Annotated in this window: 18 protein-coding genes, 1 tRNA gene and 1 pseudogene; 18 read left to right on the top strand and 2 right to left on the bottom strand. The window is 43.2% G+C overall.

What is annotated here, in order from left to right:
- The 18 genes and pseudogenes from LBL30_04110 (at nucleotide 1) to LBL30_04025 (ending at nucleotide 16,518) form a co-directional block, all read left to right on the top strand.
- A complete protein-coding gene (locus LBL30_04110) occupies nucleotides 1-456 on the top strand; it encodes a hypothetical protein (GenBank protein ID MDR1032274.1) in 456 nt (151 codons plus the stop codon).
- Nucleotides 453-1,601, top strand: coding sequence for a UDP-N-acetylglucosamine 2-epimerase (gene neuC / locus LBL30_04105; GenBank protein MDR1032273.1), 1,149 nt, complete (start codon nucleotides 453-455; stop codon nucleotides 1,599-1,601). Before LBL30_04110 ends, neuC begins: the two co-directional genes overlap by 4 nt.
- On the top strand, nucleotides 1,598-1,999 hold the full coding sequence (locus tag LBL30_04100; GenBank protein MDR1032272.1) for a hypothetical protein: 402 nt from the start codon (nucleotides 1,598-1,600) through the stop codon (nucleotides 1,997-1,999). Before neuC ends, LBL30_04100 begins: the two co-directional genes overlap by 4 nt.
- Entirely contained in the window at nucleotides 1,948-2,481 is a 534-nt protein-coding gene (locus LBL30_04095) for a hypothetical protein (protein MDR1032271.1), read from the top strand. The genes LBL30_04100 and LBL30_04095 overlap by 52 nt, the downstream gene beginning before the upstream one ends.
- Nucleotides 2,478-3,169, top strand: a pseudogene (locus LBL30_04090) (PIG-L family deacetylase). The gene LBL30_04095 and the pseudogene LBL30_04090 overlap by 4 nt, the downstream one beginning before the upstream one ends.
- 4 nt (nucleotides 3,170-3,173) lie before the next feature.
- Nucleotides 3,174-4,217 carry an NTP transferase domain-containing protein gene (locus LBL30_04085; GenBank protein MDR1032270.1) on the top strand — a complete coding sequence of 348 codons (1,044 nt, stop codon included), beginning with the start codon at nucleotides 3,174-3,176 and terminating at the stop codon, nucleotides 4,215-4,217.
- The gene (locus LBL30_04080; protein MDR1032269.1) at nucleotides 4,217-4,951 is read left to right on the top strand and encodes an SDR family oxidoreductase; all 735 of its coding nucleotides are present in this window, start codon (nucleotides 4,217-4,219) and stop codon (nucleotides 4,949-4,951) included. The genes LBL30_04085 and LBL30_04080 overlap by 1 nt, the downstream gene beginning before the upstream one ends.
- Nucleotides 4,952-5,002: 51 nt before the next feature.
- The gene (locus LBL30_04075) at nucleotides 5,003-6,310 is read left to right on the top strand and encodes an aminotransferase class III-fold pyridoxal phosphate-dependent enzyme (protein MDR1032268.1); all 1,308 of its coding nucleotides are present in this window, start codon (nucleotides 5,003-5,005) and stop codon (nucleotides 6,308-6,310) included.
- Between the two features lie 24 nt (nucleotides 6,311-6,334).
- A complete protein-coding gene (locus LBL30_04070; protein MDR1032267.1) occupies nucleotides 6,335-6,673 on the top strand; it encodes a hypothetical protein in 339 nt (112 codons plus the stop codon).
- A 381-nt stretch (nucleotides 6,674-7,054) separates the two neighbouring features.
- A complete protein-coding gene (gene pseF, locus LBL30_04065) occupies nucleotides 7,055-7,735 on the top strand; it encodes a pseudaminic acid cytidylyltransferase (GenBank protein MDR1032266.1) in 681 nt (226 codons plus the stop codon).
- Between the two features lie 127 nt (nucleotides 7,736-7,862).
- Nucleotides 7,863-9,116: an MFS transporter gene (locus LBL30_04060; protein MDR1032265.1), complete on the top strand. Its 1,254-nt coding sequence runs from the start codon at nucleotides 7,863-7,865 to the stop codon at nucleotides 9,114-9,116.
- A 152-nt stretch (nucleotides 9,117-9,268) separates the two neighbouring features.
- Nucleotides 9,269-10,723: a hypothetical protein gene (locus tag LBL30_04055; protein ID MDR1032264.1), complete on the top strand. Its 1,455-nt coding sequence runs from the start codon at nucleotides 9,269-9,271 to the stop codon at nucleotides 10,721-10,723.
- Nucleotides 10,724-10,747: 24 nt separating this feature from the next.
- A complete protein-coding gene (gene trmD, locus LBL30_04050) occupies nucleotides 10,748-11,470 on the top strand; it encodes a tRNA (guanosine(37)-N1)-methyltransferase TrmD (protein ID MDR1032263.1) in 723 nt (240 codons plus the stop codon).
- A 125-nt stretch (nucleotides 11,471-11,595) separates the two neighbouring features.
- Nucleotides 11,596-11,669, top strand: a tRNA-Gln gene (locus LBL30_04045).
- Between the two features lie 140 nt (nucleotides 11,670-11,809).
- Nucleotides 11,810-12,658, top strand: a complete 849-nt coding sequence (gene prmC / locus LBL30_04040) for a peptide chain release factor N(5)-glutamine methyltransferase (protein ID MDR1032262.1) — start codon at nucleotides 11,810-11,812, stop codon at nucleotides 12,656-12,658.
- 87 nt (nucleotides 12,659-12,745) lie between these two features.
- Nucleotides 12,746-14,470 (top strand): cation:proton antiporter, encoded by a 1,725-nt coding sequence (locus tag LBL30_04035; protein ID MDR1032261.1) that lies wholly within the window; start codon nucleotides 12,746-12,748, stop codon nucleotides 14,468-14,470.
- Between the two features lie 4 nt (nucleotides 14,471-14,474).
- Nucleotides 14,475-15,503 carry an aspartate kinase gene (locus LBL30_04030; protein MDR1032260.1) on the top strand — a complete coding sequence of 343 codons (1,029 nt, stop codon included), beginning with the start codon at nucleotides 14,475-14,477 and terminating at the stop codon, nucleotides 15,501-15,503.
- A 1-nt stretch (nucleotide 15,504) separates the two neighbouring features.
- Nucleotides 15,505-16,518 carry a nitronate monooxygenase gene (locus LBL30_04025; GenBank protein ID MDR1032259.1) on the top strand — a complete coding sequence of 338 codons (1,014 nt, stop codon included), beginning with the start codon at nucleotides 15,505-15,507 and terminating at the stop codon, nucleotides 16,516-16,518.
- A gap of 20 nt (nucleotides 16,519-16,538) precedes the next feature.
- Here the strand turns inward: LBL30_04025 and lptD are convergent, their stop codons facing one another.
- Nucleotides 16,539-18,755 carry an LPS assembly protein LptD gene (gene lptD / locus LBL30_04020; protein ID MDR1032258.1) on the bottom strand — a complete coding sequence of 739 codons (2,217 nt, stop codon included), beginning with the start codon at nucleotides 18,753-18,755 and terminating at the stop codon, nucleotides 16,539-16,541.
- Nucleotides 18,739-19,821: an LptF/LptG family permease gene (locus tag LBL30_04015; protein ID MDR1032257.1), complete on the bottom strand. Its 1,083-nt coding sequence runs from the start codon at nucleotides 19,819-19,821 to the stop codon at nucleotides 18,739-18,741. The genes lptD and LBL30_04015 overlap by 17 nt, the downstream gene beginning before the upstream one ends.
- Nucleotide 19,822: the final 1 nt, after the last annotated feature.

Genomic DNA, 19,822 nt, shown 5'->3' with positions numbered 1-19,822 from the left:
ATGCGTAAGGTCGTTTTTTTATTGCTTTTATGCATGCCTTGTTGCTGGTGCACGGCGGATGATACTAAGATTGACTACATGAGCCTGCGTTCGCAAAGCGTTAACATGCGGGTCGGGCCAGGGAAACAGTATCCGATAATATGGCACTATAACGTCATTAAACTGCCTGTATTGGCTTTAGCTCACTTTAACGACTGGGTTAAAATACGCGATCATGAAGGGACAGAGGGCTGGGTTCACAAAAACTTTCTAAGCCCCAAAAGGACTGTAATTACTTTACCTAAGGTTACAATGATGTATAAAGCGCCCAGCGCTGATTCCCCCATTATCGCAAAGCTTGAGAAAAATGTTATTTGCGAAACGATCTCGGCGAAAGACAGCTGGGTTAGAGTCGGCGTTAACGGCCTGAAAGGGTGGGTTAATCTGCGTTCTTTGTGGGGATGTTGCGGTAAATGAGCATCAAGAAAATCTGCGTTGTAACCTCCACAAGGGCTGAATATGGAATCATGTCGAACTTAATCGACAAGATTTCACGCGATGCTGATTTGGACCTGCAGCTGGTCGTAACTGGAACTCATTTATCCGAACGGTTTGGTTATACTTGTTCGGAAATTACAACTGCGATTACCAAAAAAATAGACATTTGCATCGAGAAAAAGCCCGCATACGCTATGTCGGTTGCTGTTGAAAAGTTCTATGAAGCCTTTGGCGAGCTTAAGCCTGACGTGCTTATTGTACTGGGGGACAGGTATGAGATAATGGCCGTGGTCATTGCCGCTATGCTAAGCAAGCTGCCAATAGCGCACATTGGCGGAGGCGAATCTACATTTGGAATAATAGATGAAGAAATTCGCCACTGCATCACTAAGATGAGCCACTTACATTTCACGATTTGTGAAGAGTATAGAAATCGCGTAATTCAGTTAGGCGAAAATCCAGAGTATGTTTTTAATGTTGGCTCTCTTGGCGTTGAAAATATCAAAAACACAAAACTACTCTCCAAAGATGAACTGGAAGAACAGCTGCATTTTAAATTCAGCCTAAAAAACCTGCTTATTACTTTTCATCCCATGACTTTAGCACATGGTTACAGCCAGGCTGAGCAATTTCAAACATTGCTGGATGCTTTGTCCGAGCTGAAGAACACAAAGATCATTTTCACAAAACCCAACTCTGATGATGGAAATGAAGAAATATTTGATTTAACAGACGAGTATGTATCGCTGCATGAAAATGCAATAGCTTTCGAGTCTCTGGGCCAGCTTCGATATTTTTCCACTCTGCAGTTTGTTGACGCCGTTGTCGGCAACTCTTCCAGCGGAATAACAGAAGCGCCAAGCTTTAAAATAGGCACAATTAACATTGGCGACAGACAACAAGGCAGGATACAGTCCAAATCTATTATCAACTGTGAAAACACCAAAGAAGCAATCCTATGCGCTATGCAAAAACTATATTCAACTGAGTTTCAGCAAGCACTTAAAACAGTACGCAATTTTTACGAAGGAAACGACGCGGCGAACAGTATCATAAATAAACTCAAAAAAATCGATGCAAGTAAGCTGTTGAAGAAGGCGTTTTTTGATTTGCGTGCCAAATGAGAATCGTATTTATTGGCACCGTTGAGTTTTCCGCTCGGATGTTGGCCAAGCTTATCGCTATTGAAGCAGAGGTCGTTGGAGTAGTTACTAAAGAAAGATCAAGGGTTAACTCTGATTTCTGCGATCTGATTCCTCTGTGCAACAAAGCAAACATTCCTTATAGATTTGCAATCGATGTCAATGCCAAGGAGACAGTCGACTGGATCAAGTCGCTTAATCCAGATGTTATTTTCTGTTTCGGCTGGTCTAGCTTAATAAAGCAAGAGTTACTCAACCTAACAGAAATTGGCGTGATTGGCTTTCATCCAACAAATCTTCCCCAAAATAGAGGCAGGCATCCTTTAATTTGGACGCTGGCTTTAGGATTAAGCGAGACAGCCTCAACCTTTTTTTTATAATGGATGATGGTGCAGACAGCGGCGATATTTTGAGCCAGACGCCGATAAATGTTTCTTACGAAGATGACGCCAGAAGTCTATACAATAAAATTGCGACTACAGCCGAATCTCAGCTGGAGAAATTGCACGATAAGCTGAAATGTCGTAAATTTACGCGATCCAAGCAGGACGACAGACAGGCTAATTATTGGAGGAAAAGAGGCGAACATGACGGCGTGATCCGTTTTAATATGTCTTCAACGGCAATTTATAACCTCGTCAGAGCTTTATCTAAGCCGTATATTGGCGCACATTTGATTTATGACTCAAATAAAGTGACAATTTGGAAAGTTAAGGAAATGCCGTGCGAGGTGAGCAATATTGAATTTGGCAAGATTTTGGCAGTACCTGACAATTCAATAGACATCAAATGTTATGATGGGAGTATCAGGATATTGGAACATGAATTTAATACTTTGCCCAAAGTTGGAGAATACATATGAATGTAGTGGTGATTGCACCTCATCCGGATGATGAAAGTTTAGGCGTAGGCGGAACAATCCTTCGACACAAAAGCGAAAATGACAAAGTCAGTTGTATTTTTGTAACCTGTGCTGTTGCTAAAAGCAGTTGTACCCCCACCCCACCCCACCCCCATCTCAAAAACAAGAAAAGGAACAAGACCGTTTAATGAAAAATATTAGACAAGCTTATGATTTTGATGAGGTTTTTCAGCTGGGATATCCAACCACTTTTATGGATACTTTTCCTTTACTTGAAGCAATCTCCAAAATTGCCGACATATTTAAGCAATTAACTCCGGAAGTTGTCTATATTCCAAACAGATCCGACGTTCATAGCGATCACAGAGTTACTTTTGACGCTGCATTTGCTTGCACAAAAAGCTTTCGGTATCCATCTATTAAAAAGGTTTTAATGTACGAAACCATTTCGGAAACAGAATTTGCTCCGGCAATTGCAGGCAATATGTTTGCCCCAAACTATTACGTAGATGTAACTGAGCAATTTGAGCGTAAAGTCAGTCTTATTAAAAGATTATATGCTTCAGAGCTTGGTTATCAACCTTTCCCAAGAAGCATTGAGAATATAACGTTGCTGGCAACACTGCGTGGAAGTACAGTGGGCGTTAGATATGCAGAAGCGTTTCAGTTACTGAAACAGGTTGTATAGCTCTATGGAAATAGACAAATTCATAATTCACAAGAGCGAAACTATTCTTGCCGCATTAAGTAAGATTAATCAGATCTCGGATACGCAGATTCTTACTATTTTTGTAATAGACGATAATGGTACTTTAATCGGCTCGCTGACTGATGGAGATATCCGGCGATCCTTAATATCTGGTATTGCGCTGACCGACAGCGTCGCACAGGTGATGTGCACAAACTTTCATTACATTTCAAACATAAATGATTACGAGAAAATCAGGTTTTTAAAATCGATGAAGCTGAAGATAGCTCCGGTCCTGTCTGACGATGGAACAATCAAGGATCTGCTAGATCTGAAAAGTATGCGGGCGATTTTGCCGATGGACGCTGTGCTTATGGCCGGAGGTCAAGGACTTCGCCTTAAGCCGCATACCAACAACATTCCAAAACCTTTGCTTGACTTGGCAGGAAAGCCAATAATCGCACATAATATAGACAGGCTGATTAAATATGGAGTACGGGATTTTCATGTATCTGTAAATTGCATGAAAAGCCAGATAAAAGAGTATCTAAACAAAGCCTATAAGCATATCAATATCCATTACATTGAAGAAAAGATTCCGCTGGGAACCATTGGATCTGTTGGTTTAGTGAAGAAATTTGTTCACAATGATGTGCTGGTAATGAACGCCGATATACTTACTAATATAGATTTTGACAGTTTTTTCTATCAGCATAAAGAAACAGATAGCGATATGCTTGTGGCGACGTCAAACGTAAGAGTGGATGTTCCATACGCAGTTCTGAATGTCAGTAGTGATAAGGTTGACTCATTGACTGAAAAACCAACGTATACCTATCATTCAAATGCTGGTATTTATTTGATTAAAAATGAGTGTATAAACCTTATTCCGGGTGGTCAGTCCTTTGACGCTACAGATTTTGTAGCTTTGCTTATAGATCACAAGAAAAACGTCAGACATTTCCCTATAATGGGATACTGGCTTGATATCGGCACACCACAAAGCTACGCTAAGGCAAAAGCCGACGTGAATTATGTGAGGTTTTGATGCTGCATGACAAAGTGATTGTGGTAGCTGGTGGATGCGGTCTTATCGGCAGAGCTGTTGTCAAAGATATACGAAGTAAAGGCAGCAGCTGTATCAACTTTGATACTGCGGTTGATGGTGATTTGGACAACTATTCGCTTAAATGCGATATCAGCGACTATAATTCAGTGAAGCAAAGTATTAGTGAGGTAATTGCCAGATTTGGAAGGCTTGATGGCCTGGTAAATTGCGCTTATCCAAGAACTAGAGACTTCAGCGGAAGGTTTGATGAGATTTCTGTTGAATCTTGGACGAAGAACGTAGATTTACAACTTAACAGTGTATTCTACACTTGCTTTGAGGCTCTTAAGGTAATGAAAAAGCAAAAGGCTGGATCTGTGGTCAATTTCGGATCTATATACGGCGTTGTTGGAAACGACTTTAATATATATGAAAACACCGACATGCAGCCTCATGCGGCCTATACAGCCATTAAGGGTGGAGTTATAAACTTCACCAGATATCTGGCATCTTACTTTGGTAAATTTTGCATAAGGGCCAATTGCGTGTCTCCAGGTGGGGTTTTTGACAACCAAAGTCCAATTTTTGTGAAACAATACTCTAAAAAATGTCCCTTAAACAGAATGGCAAAGCCAGAAGAAGTAGCTCCGGCTGTTAGCTTTCTGTTATCTGACGAAGCGGGCTACATCACCGGTCATAACTTAATGGTGGACGGGGGATGGTGTGCGGTATAGTATTACGCTAGTGCTTAAGCGCTATTAAACTTAAAAAGTTTGAATTATACAGTGTCAAAAAACCAAAAAGCATACAACGAAGCTAAAAGTATTATCCCCGGCGGGACTCAGTTGCTGTCAAAGCGGCCGGAAATGTTTGTCCCAGACGGGTGGGTAAATTATTACACAGAGGCTAAGGGCTGTGAGGTAATTGACCTAGAGGGCCACAAGTACATCGATATGATATCCATGGGCATAGGGGCATGTGCTTTGGGTTTTGCGGACGATGATGTTGATTCTGCTGTCAAAAAGGCAATAGATAGAGGCTCGATGTCCTCGTTAAACTGTTACGAGGAAGTTGAACTAGCTAAGCAGCTTCTAAAGCTGCATCCTTGGGCTGAAATGGTGCGGTTTGCTCGCTGTGGTGGTGAGGCCTTGGCCATAGCAGTTAGAATAGCTAGAGCCTATTCATCAAAGGATAAGGTTTTATTTTGTGGATATCATGGATGGCACGATTGGTATATTAGTGCGAATTTAGCTTCTGATAAGTCTCTGGATGGCCACCTACTGCCTGGATTAAAACCAAAAGGAATACCGAGACAACTTTTTGAGACTTCTATCCCGTTTAACTATAATGATGTAGAAGAATTTTTGGAGCTCAGCTATAAGCATGGCGACGAATTAGGCGCAATTGTTTTAGAAGCCGTACGCAATTCTCCCCCAGATAAAGACTTTATCGCCGCCATTAGGGCTTTTACTCAGAAAAAGAATATTGCTTTTATAGTGGATGAAGTCACTTCTGGTTTTAGGTTGAATGTCGGCGGAGCGCATCTGATATATGACATAGAGCCGGATATTGCTGTGTTTGCTAAAGCTTTATCCAATGGCTATCCGATGGCGGCTGTTGTAGGTAAAAAGCAGATCATGCAATCTGCGCAGGAATCGTTTATCTCCAGCACCTATTGGACGGAAAGGATAGGGCCAACAGCAGCTCTAGCCACAATTAATAAAATGAAAGCCTTGAACGTTCCTTCGCACCTTATGAAGTCCGGAAAAGCGGTACAAGATTGTTGGAAAGAAAAAGCAGATAAACATGGGTTGAAAATAGATATATCTGGCATTTATCCACTTGGGCATTTTCAGTTTTTATCGAATAATCCGTTGCTATATAAGACTGTTTTCACCAAGCTCATGCTGTCGCATGGCTTTTTGGCATCCACTTTGTATTATGCCTCATATGCGCATAAGGATGGATATATTCGGGATTATGCAAATTCAGTCGATGAAGTGTTTGGAAAAATGAGCCTTATGTCTGAATCAGATATGATGGCTTTTGTAGATAGTAAAGTTTGTCACAGCGGATTCAAAAGACTAAATTAAACAAGTTGAAGGTAAGAGTTTATAATGAATCAGAAAGAACTATTTGTCAATGGTGAAGGGAATCGTTACTTCGCCGAAAATCTGGATTTTGAATTAAAGCAAGATTTATCAACGGATGTACTTGGTAGCATTGTTACTCGTCTATTAATTAAGCCAAAATCAGTAATGGAGTTTGGTTGTAGTAGTGGGTATAGGCTTAGCTTATTGAAAGATATTTTTCAAGATTGTCGCAGATTTGTTGGAATTGAAGCTTCCGAGAAAGCAGTTGCCTATGGGAAATCTAAGTTTGGTCTTGAGTTGTATTGTGGAGATATTTCTGCGAGATCAGGGGGGGGGGGATTTTTAATTCTAAGTTTGATCTAGTAATACTCGGCTACTGTTTACACTGGATAGATAGAGAGTCTATTTTTCAGTGTATAGCCAATGCAGATGGTTGTGTAGCCGATGGTGGAGTCTTGGTTATAGGTGATTTTTGCCCTACATATCCGCAGAAACGAAAATATCATCATAAATTAGAAGCTGATGCCTATACGTATAAAATTGATTGTGGTAAAATGTTCAAGTCTTTTGGAACATACAAAGAGATTTACAAATTTCGTTATGATTACTTTAATCCTTGCTGCAATACAATTAATTGTAGCGACATTGAGGATTTTTATTGTGTACAGGTTTTAAAGAAAGATTTGTATGGCGGCTACCAAGAAGTTTGATTATTGCCAGTTAATTTAATGTAGTAATCGTACTATGCAAAATGTCGCAATTGTCACTGCCAGAGGTGGATCTAAACGTATACCAAAGAAAAACATTAAAGAGTTTTTTGGTAAGCCGATAATTGCTTATCCCATTGTCGCCTGTGTAGAGAGCGGTATTTTTGATGAAGTAATGGTCTCAACCGATTGTCCCGAAATCGCAAACGTTTCTAAAAAATATGGTGCAAATGTTCCGTTTATGCGTAGTCAAGAAACTAGCAGTGATCAAGCTCCTACATTCGATGTTCTTGAAGAAGTAATATATGCCTATAAAGATCTAGTCAAGACGTTCAATAATATTTGTTGCATTATGCCTTGCGCCCCATTTTTAACGGCAGGATTGCTGAAAAATGCCTATGATAAATTCGCTGAGCATGATGCTCTGATGCCCGTGTGCAGATATTCCGTACCAGTGGAATGGGTGCTTAGGATACAAGATGGGCTTTTGATACCAGACAATGAAGAAGCACAACAAATGCGATCACAGGATCTTAAAGAAGGGTATTTTGACGCCGGAATGTTTTATTTTTGTAAAACCGAAATTTTATTACAGGAAAAAACTTTAGTGCCGCCAAAAACGCTGGCTTATGTGCTGCCTGAGTCTATGGTACAAGATATTGATACCGAAGAAGACTGGAAAATGGCCGAATTAAAGTATAGAGCTTTATTAAGCTAGTTGAATCGCATCATTAACCTTCAAATTTCACTTATTAGCTCTACCCAACCCCCATTCAAATATGTTATGAATATGTTACAATTCATCGCAATCTAGTGAATTTAAGCTGTTGGTAAAGGGCAGGGAAATGAGCGATTTACAACAATCTCAAAAGAAAAAAGATTCGCTTTCTGTACAATCCGGCCCTCAATCCGAGGGCTTTTTTTCTGCATTTAAAACTATTCCCAAGGCTGTGTCTGCAGTTTCGTTTTTCGGATTGTTTTTGGGAATGTCCACAACCATGGTTTACAGCCAGATCGGGATGTTCCTTAAAACCGAGCTGCACGTAGATGAATCTGTAGTCGCTTTTGTCGATGGCATAGTTGAGTTTGTCTCGTTCGTATGTCGCATTTTCGCTGGAGTTATAAGCGACTATCTTTGCGAGCGTAAAGCGATTCTTTTGATCGGATGCTTGGCTACTCTGTTTGCCAGGTCTATGTTGGCAAGCGCCGCCTCATCGTTAATGGTAACGATCATTCAATCCATCGAAAGATTGGGGAATGGATTTCAAGCCACTACTAGAGACGCTTTAATCGCCGATGTAAGTAAAGTCGAAAGCCGGGCTAAGTCTTATGGTTTTAGCAGATCTTTAAAGACAATTGGATCGCTTCTGGGTCCGCCCGTAGCGATAATTATCATGTATATTAGCTGCAATAACTACAGGCTTGTATTTTGCTGTGCGGTCATTCCAGTAGCTATTTCTATAATTTGTCTGTTTAGGATAAAGCCCCCTAAGATAGCGTCAAAAGACAAACGAATCAAAAATCCGTTTCAGAAAAAATATCTACAGTCGCTCGATTTTGGATTTTGGAAAATCATCCTGCTGGCGTTTATATTTGAGATTGGTCACTTCAGCGAAGTCTTGCTGCCAATATATGCAAGCCAGTATTTGTCCGTGTTCTCTACGGGTTTTGAAAGCATGTGTGTCAGCTTTGGTCAAGTGCTTATGTCATTTCCTATAGGATTTTATGCAGACAGGTTTGGAAGAGCTACTATGATAAGAATTTGCATGATCTGCATGATTTGTGCAAATCTGTTTTTCATCTTCATAGAATCGCTTTTAGGTGTTTGCTTAGGTGCGTTTTTGTGGGGGGGACAAATGACGGCCATTCAAGGACTGTTCCTTTCGCTTATAAGTGAAAAGGCCGACAAGCATGTTACGGCCACTGCTATCGGTATATACTGTTTTATGGCTGGTATTTCGTACCTTCTAGCATCTACATTGGCTGGACAAATATGGAGTAATTTCGGCGGTAAATACGCTTTCATATACAGCTTGTTTATTTCCTGCCTAGCGCTGTTGGCATCTAAGCCTTTGCTGGCACAACCAAAACACGCCTGACAGTTGTTAAGGTTGTGGTCTACTTTGCATCAACAGCACATGTCCGAAAGTAACTTATGAAAAAATATTAAAGAGGTTTTTCTAATTACTTTTTTACTTTTCTTATAAATCGACTTAAATTGACAGAGTGCATTGGGTATTAGGTGGTGGTTATGTGGCAAAGAGTATTGGCCGTTGGGATTGGTGGTTATCTACTGGCCGCAGGTTGCGAGCAGGTGTTGGGTGCTAAATTATCGGCCGAGGAATTGGCAGCATTAAAGGCACAGCTTAAGGCTGAGATTCTGGCCGAGATCAGAGCAGAACAGGCAGAAGAGAAACAAAAAGCCCTCGCCGAAAGTAAAAAACATGTCGAAAAGATCAAACCAACAGAGGCTTTGGCTGTCGTAAGCGACAATGCCGCGCTAAAGCCGGTTAAGGATAATAAATATAAAGGTCACATCAAGTCCGAAAGTATGAAGAGCTATTGGAAGTTTGATGGAAGGATTGCGTTTAATGCCTCTTACGCAAATCATCCAACTGGCCAAGGATATGCTACGCCTAATATATTCAGCGATTTAAGATCCGGAGCTGTTAAGGCTGGTACAAATGATCGGACTGGAGAATTCAGGTGGGGGGCGAAAAACAGTCGTTTAGGTTTTTCCACGATTACGCCTGTTGCTTGGGGCGAAGATACTAAAGATTTCAGTACCAAAATCGAACTTGATCTTAATGGAGAATCTGACAGCGATGAGCAGGTGACAAACGCACTTAAACCACGGTGCAGACACGTATATGTCAGTATTGGACCTTTACTTATAGGACAGACCAATTCTTTGTTCGCCAGCTCTTTGTCCGGCATGATAGATGGAGTTGACGTAACTGGTCCGGCGGGCGATTGCTGCATACGCCAGCCGCAGATTCGCTATACTTATGAGTTTTCAGATAAAGACAAAATCTGGATGGTGGCGATGGAAAATCCAGAAACGGATGGTGTTGATAAAAGTGGAGAGGCGGCCAAAAAATATGACGCTAATCGGTCAAATTCCCTAGACATTGTTCCAGACCTAGTCTCAAAGTTTGTGTATAAATTAGATGGTATGGAGCTGTCCTTTGCTGGTCTTTTGCGTCGTCTGAGGATAAAGCACAAAGATAATAAGTTCAGCAGAGCCACGGGGTATGGCTTAATGGCTGAAGGAAAGTTTTATCTGACCGAGCTGGACATTTTTACCGCTTCCTTGCGAGTAGGGAATGGGGCTGGACGGTATATTTGTGACGGCGCGATATCTGGCGTCTATGTCAAGAATTCCGGAGACTACGGCAAAAACGACATTGACAAGCAGAAGTCGTTTGGGACGGTTTTGGCGATACAGCATTACTGGGATAAAGCGCATGAGATTAGAAGCAATCTTGGTATAGGGTTTGCATATGCTGCTTTGGCCAACGATTTGAAGAAAAACAAAGTCAGCACGCTTAAGAGTGGTTATTCTGTGCATGCAAATCTAGTTTGGACGCCTATTCCGGACGTATTAGAGCTTGGCGTAGAGTACGTTTATGGTTATGCATGGATGGCCAGTGAGCATCACATCATTGTAAACCGACTGGCTTGTGCTTTGACTTACATGTTCTGATGGCATAGTGACGCCCTAGAGCAAATGAGCATTCCTTGGACAGCGCATGTCATAACCCTGTTTCCAGAAGTATTTCCTGGTGTTCTTGGTGCTTCTTTAATTGGAAAAGCCCTTGAGGAGCAAATATGGAAACTGCACTTAGTAAACCTTAAAGATTTTTCGCAAGATCGATATGGGCATGTGGACGCTCCGCCATGTGGAGGCGGAGGCGGCATGGTTATAAGACCAGATGTTGTTTCATGCGCGCTTGATTCGCTTGGTGATCTGCATGATGGAAAAGGCGCGCCTATATTCTATTTGTCGCCGCGCGGTAAGCTGGTCAATCAAAAGTTAGCTGAGGACATGGTCGCTCAGCCAGACGTGGTTTTCTTATGCGGGCGGTACGAAGGCGTTGATCAAAGGGTTCTTAATTCATATGGCATACAAGAAATAAGCATATGTGACAGTATTTTAGCCGGCGGGGAAGTTGCGGCTATGGCGGTTATAGAAGCATGTGTAAGGCTTTTACCTGGTGTATTGGGCAATCCCGCCTCGGCGCAATCAGATACCTTTAGTAATATACTAATAGAACACGATCAGTACACTATGCCCAAAAATTGGAACGATCAGGCGATTCCTGACGTTCTGCTGACAGGAGATCACGTTAAGGCAAAGGCATTCCAAAACCTCATCGCAAAGAATCTTACCAGAACTCGTCGGCCGGATCTTTGGGCGCAGTATGTTGCCAAAAGCCTGTCAGAAACTTAATGAGCTGAAGAACACCAATACATTTTGTATGATCCGTTGGGGCCTACGACTGGATTTTTGTCGGTATTTATGGCAGGGTGAGCGCTGTACTTTATTATGGCGCAGCGAACATGCCTAATCATCATTGGGGGATAGTTTAGCGGTAGAACTCCCGGCTCTGGACCGGGCAACCCTGGTTCGAATCCAGGTCCCCCAGCCACCGCTAGCCACAAAAAACTATCGATAAAATTGCATCCATCTGGCACGCGCGCTACAGTCTTTTGCAAAAATAAAATTGTTAACTAAACACGATTTTTAGTAGCTTAACCTTAAAGCTACGTTGCTTTTAGATCGTTATCTATGCATCTAAGTACGGCTTTGAAATTGGCCAAAGATATAATGTCGCGTTTTGAGGCAAGTGATGAGGCTGAGTCCTTCGCCAAGCATGTGCTGGCATATCTTACGGGCATAGAAGTCAAGTGCCTGTTTTTGCACAACGACCAAGCGCTGTCTGATGACGAGGTGCAGCGATATTTGGCGTATGTGCGAAGAGGCCTGTGCGGAGAGCCCGCCTCAAAAATATGCCATAAAAGGTGGTTTTGGAATCATGAATTCTATGTAAATGAGGACGTTCTGGACCCTAGGCCAGACAGCGAGGTGGTAATAGAAGCGGTGAGAGAGCATATAAGCGATCCCAGTGCTGCAATAAGGATTCTGGACCTAGGGACAGGAAGTGGTTGCCTGCTTATAACCCTGCTGCACGAATTCAGAAATGCATACGGAATTGGCGTTGATCTGTCTGAAAAAGCGCTAAAGGTAGCGGTTAGAAACGCTAAATCCCTTAAGGTGTGTGGTAGGGCTGATTTTATCTGCGGCTGTTGGGGTCAGGCTTTGTACGGTGGATTCGACGTGATTGTGGCTAATCCGCCTTATATCCCCAGCGAAGAGATTTTGGACCTGTCAGACAACGTAAAAAATTTTGACCCTCGTCTTGCGTTGGACGGCGGCAAAGACGGCTTGGCTTGCTATCGAGAAATCGCAAAAGTCTTAGGAAAACTGTTGCGCCCAGACGTAGGTGCAGCTTTTTTTGAGGTAGGGGCAGGCCAAACCCCTGATGTCAGCAGGATTTTTGAAGCGCAAGGATACCGCGTAAAGAAGGTTTTTAAAGATCTAAATGGACTAGATCGTTGCTTAAAAGTTCAGATCTGAACAAATTATGGTTCTGTCAAGAGTTTTTTTGATGCAACAGATCGTGTTCATGATTATTATTCTAAAAGGATTTTTGGGAATTATCGATTGTTTTCGATTGAGATCATAACGTTTTTGGCTGTAGCGGTGGTTATTGCTGCTTTATCCAAGCAGTTTAATATAAGCTCTGTACTGTGCTATTTGGTGGCGGGCGCACTGATGGGTCCGAATTGCGTCGGTATAATATCAAACAGTGAATTTGTCGAGGCTGCGGCACACTTTGGCGTAATATCACTGCTGTTTACCATAGGGCTGCAACTGCCTTTAGAAAAATTTAAGGCGCTTAAAACCTATGCCTTTGGTCTTGGGTCCCTGCAGGTAGTTATCTCGGCCATAGCCTATGGTTGTATTTTGTTTTTCTGGAAAAATTCCAGTCTGTACGAGGCTTTACTATTTGGTTTTTCAGTATCGCTGTCATCGACTGCGGTGGCTGTCCAGATACTAAACGATCAAGGCGATTTGGCCGCACAGTACGGTAAAGCAAGCTTCGCGGTACTTTTATTTCAAGACTTGGCCGTAGTACTGGCCCTTGCTTTGCTGCCTTTGGCGCAACATGGCGGAACGATAAACTTAACAAACAGCGTGATTGCGGTTGTTAAGGCGCTGGTTGTATTGGCGCTTTTGCTGTCAGTTGGAAGTCAGGCACTTAAACCCGTATACAAATGGGCGTCCAGGCTGGGTTCTGAGACTTTTATGGCGATGACGATAATGATTGTTCTTGGCGCTGCGTCAGCGACTTTGTCAATCGGGTTGTCAATGGAGCTTGGGGCGTTTCTTACCGGCATGCTTCTTGCTGGCACTGAATACCGACACCAAATAGAAGCCGACATTAGACCGTTTAAGGGACTGCTGCTTGGGCTGTTTTTCACAACCGTCGGCATGTCCATAGACTTTATGGTTTTGTACAATCATTTCTATAGCGTTACTAAGACTTTGGGTTCGATTATAGCGGTAAAGTTCAGTATTCTGTTTATATTGTGCAGGCTGTTTGGACTGATCAGGTCGTCCTCTATACGCGCAGCAGCCTTACTTTGCGCCGGGGGTGAATTTGCCTTTGTTCTTATACTGCCGGCCGTCAAAACAGGCATTGTTGGCTTAGAACAGCAGCAAATTATATGCTTAGCAATATCGATATCCATGGCGCTTACGCCTTTGTTTTCAATGATTGCCAGGATTATAGGCGACGCAGTAGATAAACGCGACGCCAAGACTTCCGTTCAATCTGTGCTGAGTGGTGATGATAAGTTGGAAAACCACGTTATCATCGCCGGCTTTGGAACCAGCGGGCAAGCCATTGCTACGGCCATTGCTCAGCATCTTATTCAGTTTGTGGCTATTGACTTTAACATGGCCAGAGTCAGCTCGGCGCGGGCGCGAGGGCTGCCGGTGTTTTTCGGTGATGCTAGGCGAAGTGAAGTGTTCAATTTGCTGTGCGTAAAAGAGGCCAGATTGGTTGTTGTTACGCTTGACAGCTATACGGCCTCATCCCGCACAGCGCTTATGCTGCTGCGTAATTTCCCAAAGCTTCAGGTATGGGTTCGTGCTTATGGATCCGATCTTGTGAAAACATTAAGGCAAGCAGGTGTGAATGTTATAACGCCTGAAGTGCTAGAGCCAAGCCTTCAATTGGCTGAGGCGGTTTTGTTAGCCAGTGGAGTGTCCACAGAAGAGGCCAAGCAAACCATATACGACTATCGACAGAAAAGCGGCGTTAAGGACACGGTTTCATCGAAAGATGAAGTTCTGGATAGCAAGCCGATATCTTTGACATAGCCTTGTGGACACGGCAACTGTGACCGCGCATAAAAACGACATTGTGGTGCAAAAGTTTGGTGGCACTTCGCTGGGCACCACAGAGCGAGTCAAGAAGGCTGCTGCAAGGATTTCGCAAAGCATTAAAAATGGCGAGGTTCCCGTCGTTATCGCGTCGGCGATGGGTGGTGTAACTGACAGGCTTGTGCGTTTGGCTGAGCTTATTAATGCGGATCAACACTGCAATGAATATGACGTGATAATTTCAGCCGGCGAGCAAGTCTCAGCAGGCCTTGTTGCTGCGGCCCTTGTCGATATTGGGGTTAAGGCACGATCTGTTTTAGCTTGGCAGTTGCCCATAAAAGTACAATCCAGCCCCTGTGGCGAGCCTATGCCGCAAACGCTTCATGTTGACTGCGAAATTATCGATGAATGTATTGCTTCAAGGATTGTGCCGATTATTGCTGGATTTCAAGGAATAACAGCGAATAGTCGCTTGGTAACGCTTGGCCGTGGCGGGTCAGACTTAACGGCAGTTGCGGTTGCCGGCGCGCTATTTGCCAAAAGATGCGATATATTCACCGATGTGGATGGGGTGTATACAGCCGATCCCCGACTGGTTCCAAAATCGCATAGAATTGCGTCTTTATCTTATGATTTGATGTTTGAAATGGCCGCTCATGGCGCTAAGGTGCTGCAAGGATATTCGGTTGAGTGTGCTGTGAAACACGGCGTTCTAATTAACGTAGCCTCTAGTTTCAACAATAAACCTGGAACGGCAATAAGTGATAATGTTGCTGAGAAAGCTCATCTTGCGATCGGCATTACCGCAATGCCTTATGAGGCTAGCCAAAGTAAAGTCAGCGTTATAGGATACGACATCTTTTGTAACGCTGAGATAAATACGGCGATAGAAAAAAGTATGAAATCCATCGGAGTTGATTACGCTTCAGTAGACGGATCCAAAAATAGGCTTAGCTTTGTAGTAAATGAGCAGTACACAGAAACTGTGCTTAGCAAAATTCACTCCGCGTGTGGTTTAGATGTTGGATAAAATGGCTAAAACAAATATGGGTAAACTGGATATTCTTTTTGAAAAAGGCGCCGGGTTCTTAGGAACCAAATACGCCATTCTTGGCGGGGCAATGACATGGTTATCAGACTCGGATCTTGTGTCGGCGATATCGAACGCCGGCTGTTTTGGCGTACTGGCTGGCGGGGCTATGCCTCCTAAAGATTTAGAGCACGAAATCACCCTGACAAAGAAAAAAACAGATAAACCGTTCGGCGTTAACTTGATTACCGCACACCCTCAGCTGTCGGATCTGGTCGACACGGTTGCTAAAACCGGCGTAAAACACTTGGTGCTTGCTGGAGGCCTGCCAAGCAAGGAAATCATAGAAAGGGCGAAATCGCATGGATTAAAACTGATGTGTTTTGCCCCTATCTTAAGCATTGGGCAAAAGCTTTTAAAGATGGGGGCGGACGCCTTGATTATAGAGGGACATGAAGCTGGAGGCCACGTAGGGCCAACTGCTTTGACGGTTTTGGCACAGGAAATACTGCCGTCGCTTAAAGATCAAATAGTGTTCGTAGCCGGCGGAATAGCAACTGGCCCCATGATGGCAAGCTTTTTAAGAATGGGCGCATCCGGCTGTCAGATAGGGACTTTGTTCGCTTGTGTAAAAGAATCAAACGCCCACCCGAATTTCAAGAAGGCTTTCTTTAGGGCAAACGCACGAGATGCAGTCTTGTCCGTTCAACTTGATAAAAAGTTTCCGGTTATTCCTGTTCGCGCACTAAAAAATGAAGCCTATCAGGATTTTATGAACCTACAAAGACAAGTGATAGCCGAATTTGAGGCTGGGCAGCTGGACCTGAAAGAAGGTCAGTTAAAGATTGAACATTTTTGGGCAGGGGCTCTTAGGCGTGCGGCTATCCAGGGGGATGTAGAGCGTGGCTCAATTATGGCTGGGCAGGCCGTTGGCCTTGTGAAGGAAGAACTCAGCATTGGCGAGGTAATAAGTAGCCTTGTAGATGAAGCTGAGCGTTACTTAGCCGTTCAGTAAATATTCAATCGCTGCCTGTATTAAAAGGCAATTTGGCCTATGCTCTTAAGTTCTAAGGAAAACATGATATTTGTACAGGGCTTGATGTCGTTTATAACGTAAGCGCTGTGCTCGACCCATATATTAAAAACAAAGCATTCGTCATCATATTTAGCCCCAACTCGATAGCTTAAGGTTTTGTACTTCTCACCCAGTACGATTGCGTAATCCCCGCGCCAGTATCCACCAAGCGGGGTATCTAAGGCTAGCCTGCAGCCTTTGTAATGTGTTTTTACTGGGTTGATCGCATAGTGTTTGCCCCTAAATATATCGAATGAAACGTTAGCATCATCGAACACAGTGACGCTGGTCCCCGCTTCTTGCCGAATCATTTCATTGGTTTCTTTGGCGTAGCAAAATCTGTAATAAACGCGGCTTTTTTCGGACGGATAAACTTCACCCAGTCCCACCATATTGGACCATCGGTGACGTACTCCGCTGGTATAGTGTAAATCCAGCTGAGGCTTTGAAATGTTATAGTTTTGACCAATCGCAGTGCGTAATATTTTTTTGGACTTATAGTATGTCATGGCATTAAGCCCGCAAACAAGCCGACTTCCGTTGTCTACATAATCGGAAATGCTGTCGCAGTAAGACGGGCTGACATAATTAATATCGTTAAGCTCAAACGACCGAGCGAGCAGACTCGATGAATTGATCATTTCAGCATATTTTTTTGAAAGCGTAGTTGTAACAACCGTGCCTACTACTGGTTCAAAAATGCAGGAAGTATTTTCGCCAGAGGCTACAAGCGGCCACCTCCAAAACAACGCACCCTTGGGATAAAGCCTTCCGGCACTGCTGTCATTGGTCAAAAATTTTAAGTCTTTATACCGATTGCTGAAGTTTTCGGAAACCGCGCATCCATCGGCCATACCGCCGACTTGAAACATTATATCGTGTCCCCCAGGGATCAGCCATTTCCTAGTCCACTTAGCACCAACAAACGCGCGTCGTTCAAGTAAAGAATGCCGAAATAACATCTGTGTTGCAAGGGCGGTTACTTCAACGTGTCCGCCAATCAGCTCTGGCGTAAATACAAAGCTTCCATGCCCTATGGGAAGCACGACAGGTATATATTTTGACTCAGTATCCGTTACTGATAAATTTTGATATGAGGCTGTTTTCACTGTGGCATAGCTGCGATCGCTGAAGAATTCAACGCCTACGTTACTTTCGATTAGCGTAGGCAAATTGGGACGCAGCATTCTATATTTTGCTAGGTAAGTCTTATCAGACACCCAATCTACGTTGGCGAATGCTCGCCATTTATCGTTCATATCCTTTTTTATGTATCCTAAACAGTGTCCACGCCATCCGCGCTTTCTCAACCGGCCAATTTCTTTGTTTTCAGTAGATGTAAGATCTGCCCTGTTATACTTTGCCCCTGTAGAACTTCCGATGCTTGAATCTAGTTTGATTTCTCCATTCATTATACGAGCCGCATAAGTTCCCCACAGCACTCCGCCAGCAGAGCTGGTTAATACCGTTCTCATCAAAAACTCTTGTGAGGGGGATATTGACCAAACATACCCTGGCACCAAAATAATACCTAGATCGCTGCTGTGCCCAAACTTGGGAAATAATAAGCCATTACAGCTCTTTTTTTTATGACTTGGGTGCGAGAAATACGGCGTGTATAAGATGGGGACACCTTTAAACTCGACAGATGCGTTCTGACAGGTCATGTGCTCACTTCTTTGATCGTATTCAAGTCTTTCTGTCCTTATCTGCCAAACCAAAGGCTTATCTTTATCGCTCTTGCAGTTCTCACATACGGAATACAGCGCTTTGTCGACAGTCGTCACGCCGCCGCTGTTATAGTCCATCCTTCGTCCAGAAACGCGTGTTTTTTTATTAAGAAGCCCCCTAAGTTCTTTGGCGACCCCTTTTTTTAAATTAGAAGTTAACTGAAAATATTCTGCCTGGAACCTAGTTTGGTCTTTGCAATGGAGGGTAACGTTACCTTTAGCCTCAACCGTATCTTTGCGCCGGTCATAGACAATTGAGTCGGCTTCCAAAACCTCTTCGCCATAAGCCAACTTTACCCCGCCGCTTAAGGATATAACGTTGTTCTTGTTGTCATACTGAACTTGATCAGCAGACAGAATCACTAAGGTTTTATCCTCCTGGGCCAGAATTAAACCGGCGCTTATCGCCAGCGAAACTGTAATGATGTACTTAGCTGAAAACCGCATGGCGTCTTTCTCGTATGCTTATGAAGCATAGGCTTGCAAAACCAAGCAGCAGTACGGGAATCCAAACCAACAGAACATGCGGATGCGTTTTGCTTAAGCCCAGCATTCTTAGGACATTTAGGGCGAAGTACATGAACACCGACCCCACTACTAACAGAAAAAATGCATGTATGCCTCTGTAATTTCTAGAATGCACCATGCAAGGAACCGCCGCAAACAAAGGCATAATGGCCGTCAGCAAAACAATCGCCAGCAAGGAATGTATCTGCGTTAACAGCTTTTGGTACCCCAGATTGGCATCTAAGCGCAGGATAAGAAGCTCTATTAAGTCATAGATTCCCATGAAATCTGACTGCCTGAATTCGCTGGCAAAATGGTCCGCTGAAATATTCGTCTTAAAAAATTTTTCAGTGAATTTGGTGATACTTTCATTAGAGGAATCCGATGAAATCCCATCGTGCAGAAAAAATCCTTTGTCCGAAAGAAAGGCCTCTTTAGCCATTATTTTGCTGCACAAAATCCCAGTTTTATCCAGTGAATATATGCTGATTCCTGTGGCAATTTTGCTGTGAAGCTCATCTATATGAATCAGGGTTTCTGCGTCTTCGGTCCGTTGATGCAACCAAATGTTTTCCATCTTGCTGTCCGCGGCATACATTTTGGCGATCAGTTCCGGATTCATCACTTTTAGGTACATCTTGCAGGCAATTGGCTGCAAAACCGCCAACCACAACAGGCCGATTACAAAACCAAACGCTACAAGAGGTTTTAGGATACTTATATCCTTAAAGCCTATGGTCTTAATTATTGTTATTTGATTCGATTTGATAAACCTCCACAAAACTATACCGGAAGCGCCTAAGAAGATATACGGATACACGCTCAGAACTATATATGGGAATTTGAAAAGCGATTTATAAAGGATGGTGAAAACTGTATGCTGCTGAGCAATTTCAACTCTTACGGTCTCAATAAAATCCGTTGTGAAAACCAAAACCGAAATAATACAGGTCATAAACAAAAGCATTTTGGCCTGATTTTTTATGATGTACCGATGTAGGATCAAC

Source organism: Holosporales bacterium (assembly GCA_031263535.1).
Classification (GTDB): domain Bacteria; phylum Pseudomonadota; class Alphaproteobacteria; order UBA3830; family JAIRWN01; genus JAIRWN01.
This window is presented reverse-complemented; position numbering and strand designations above follow the sequence as displayed.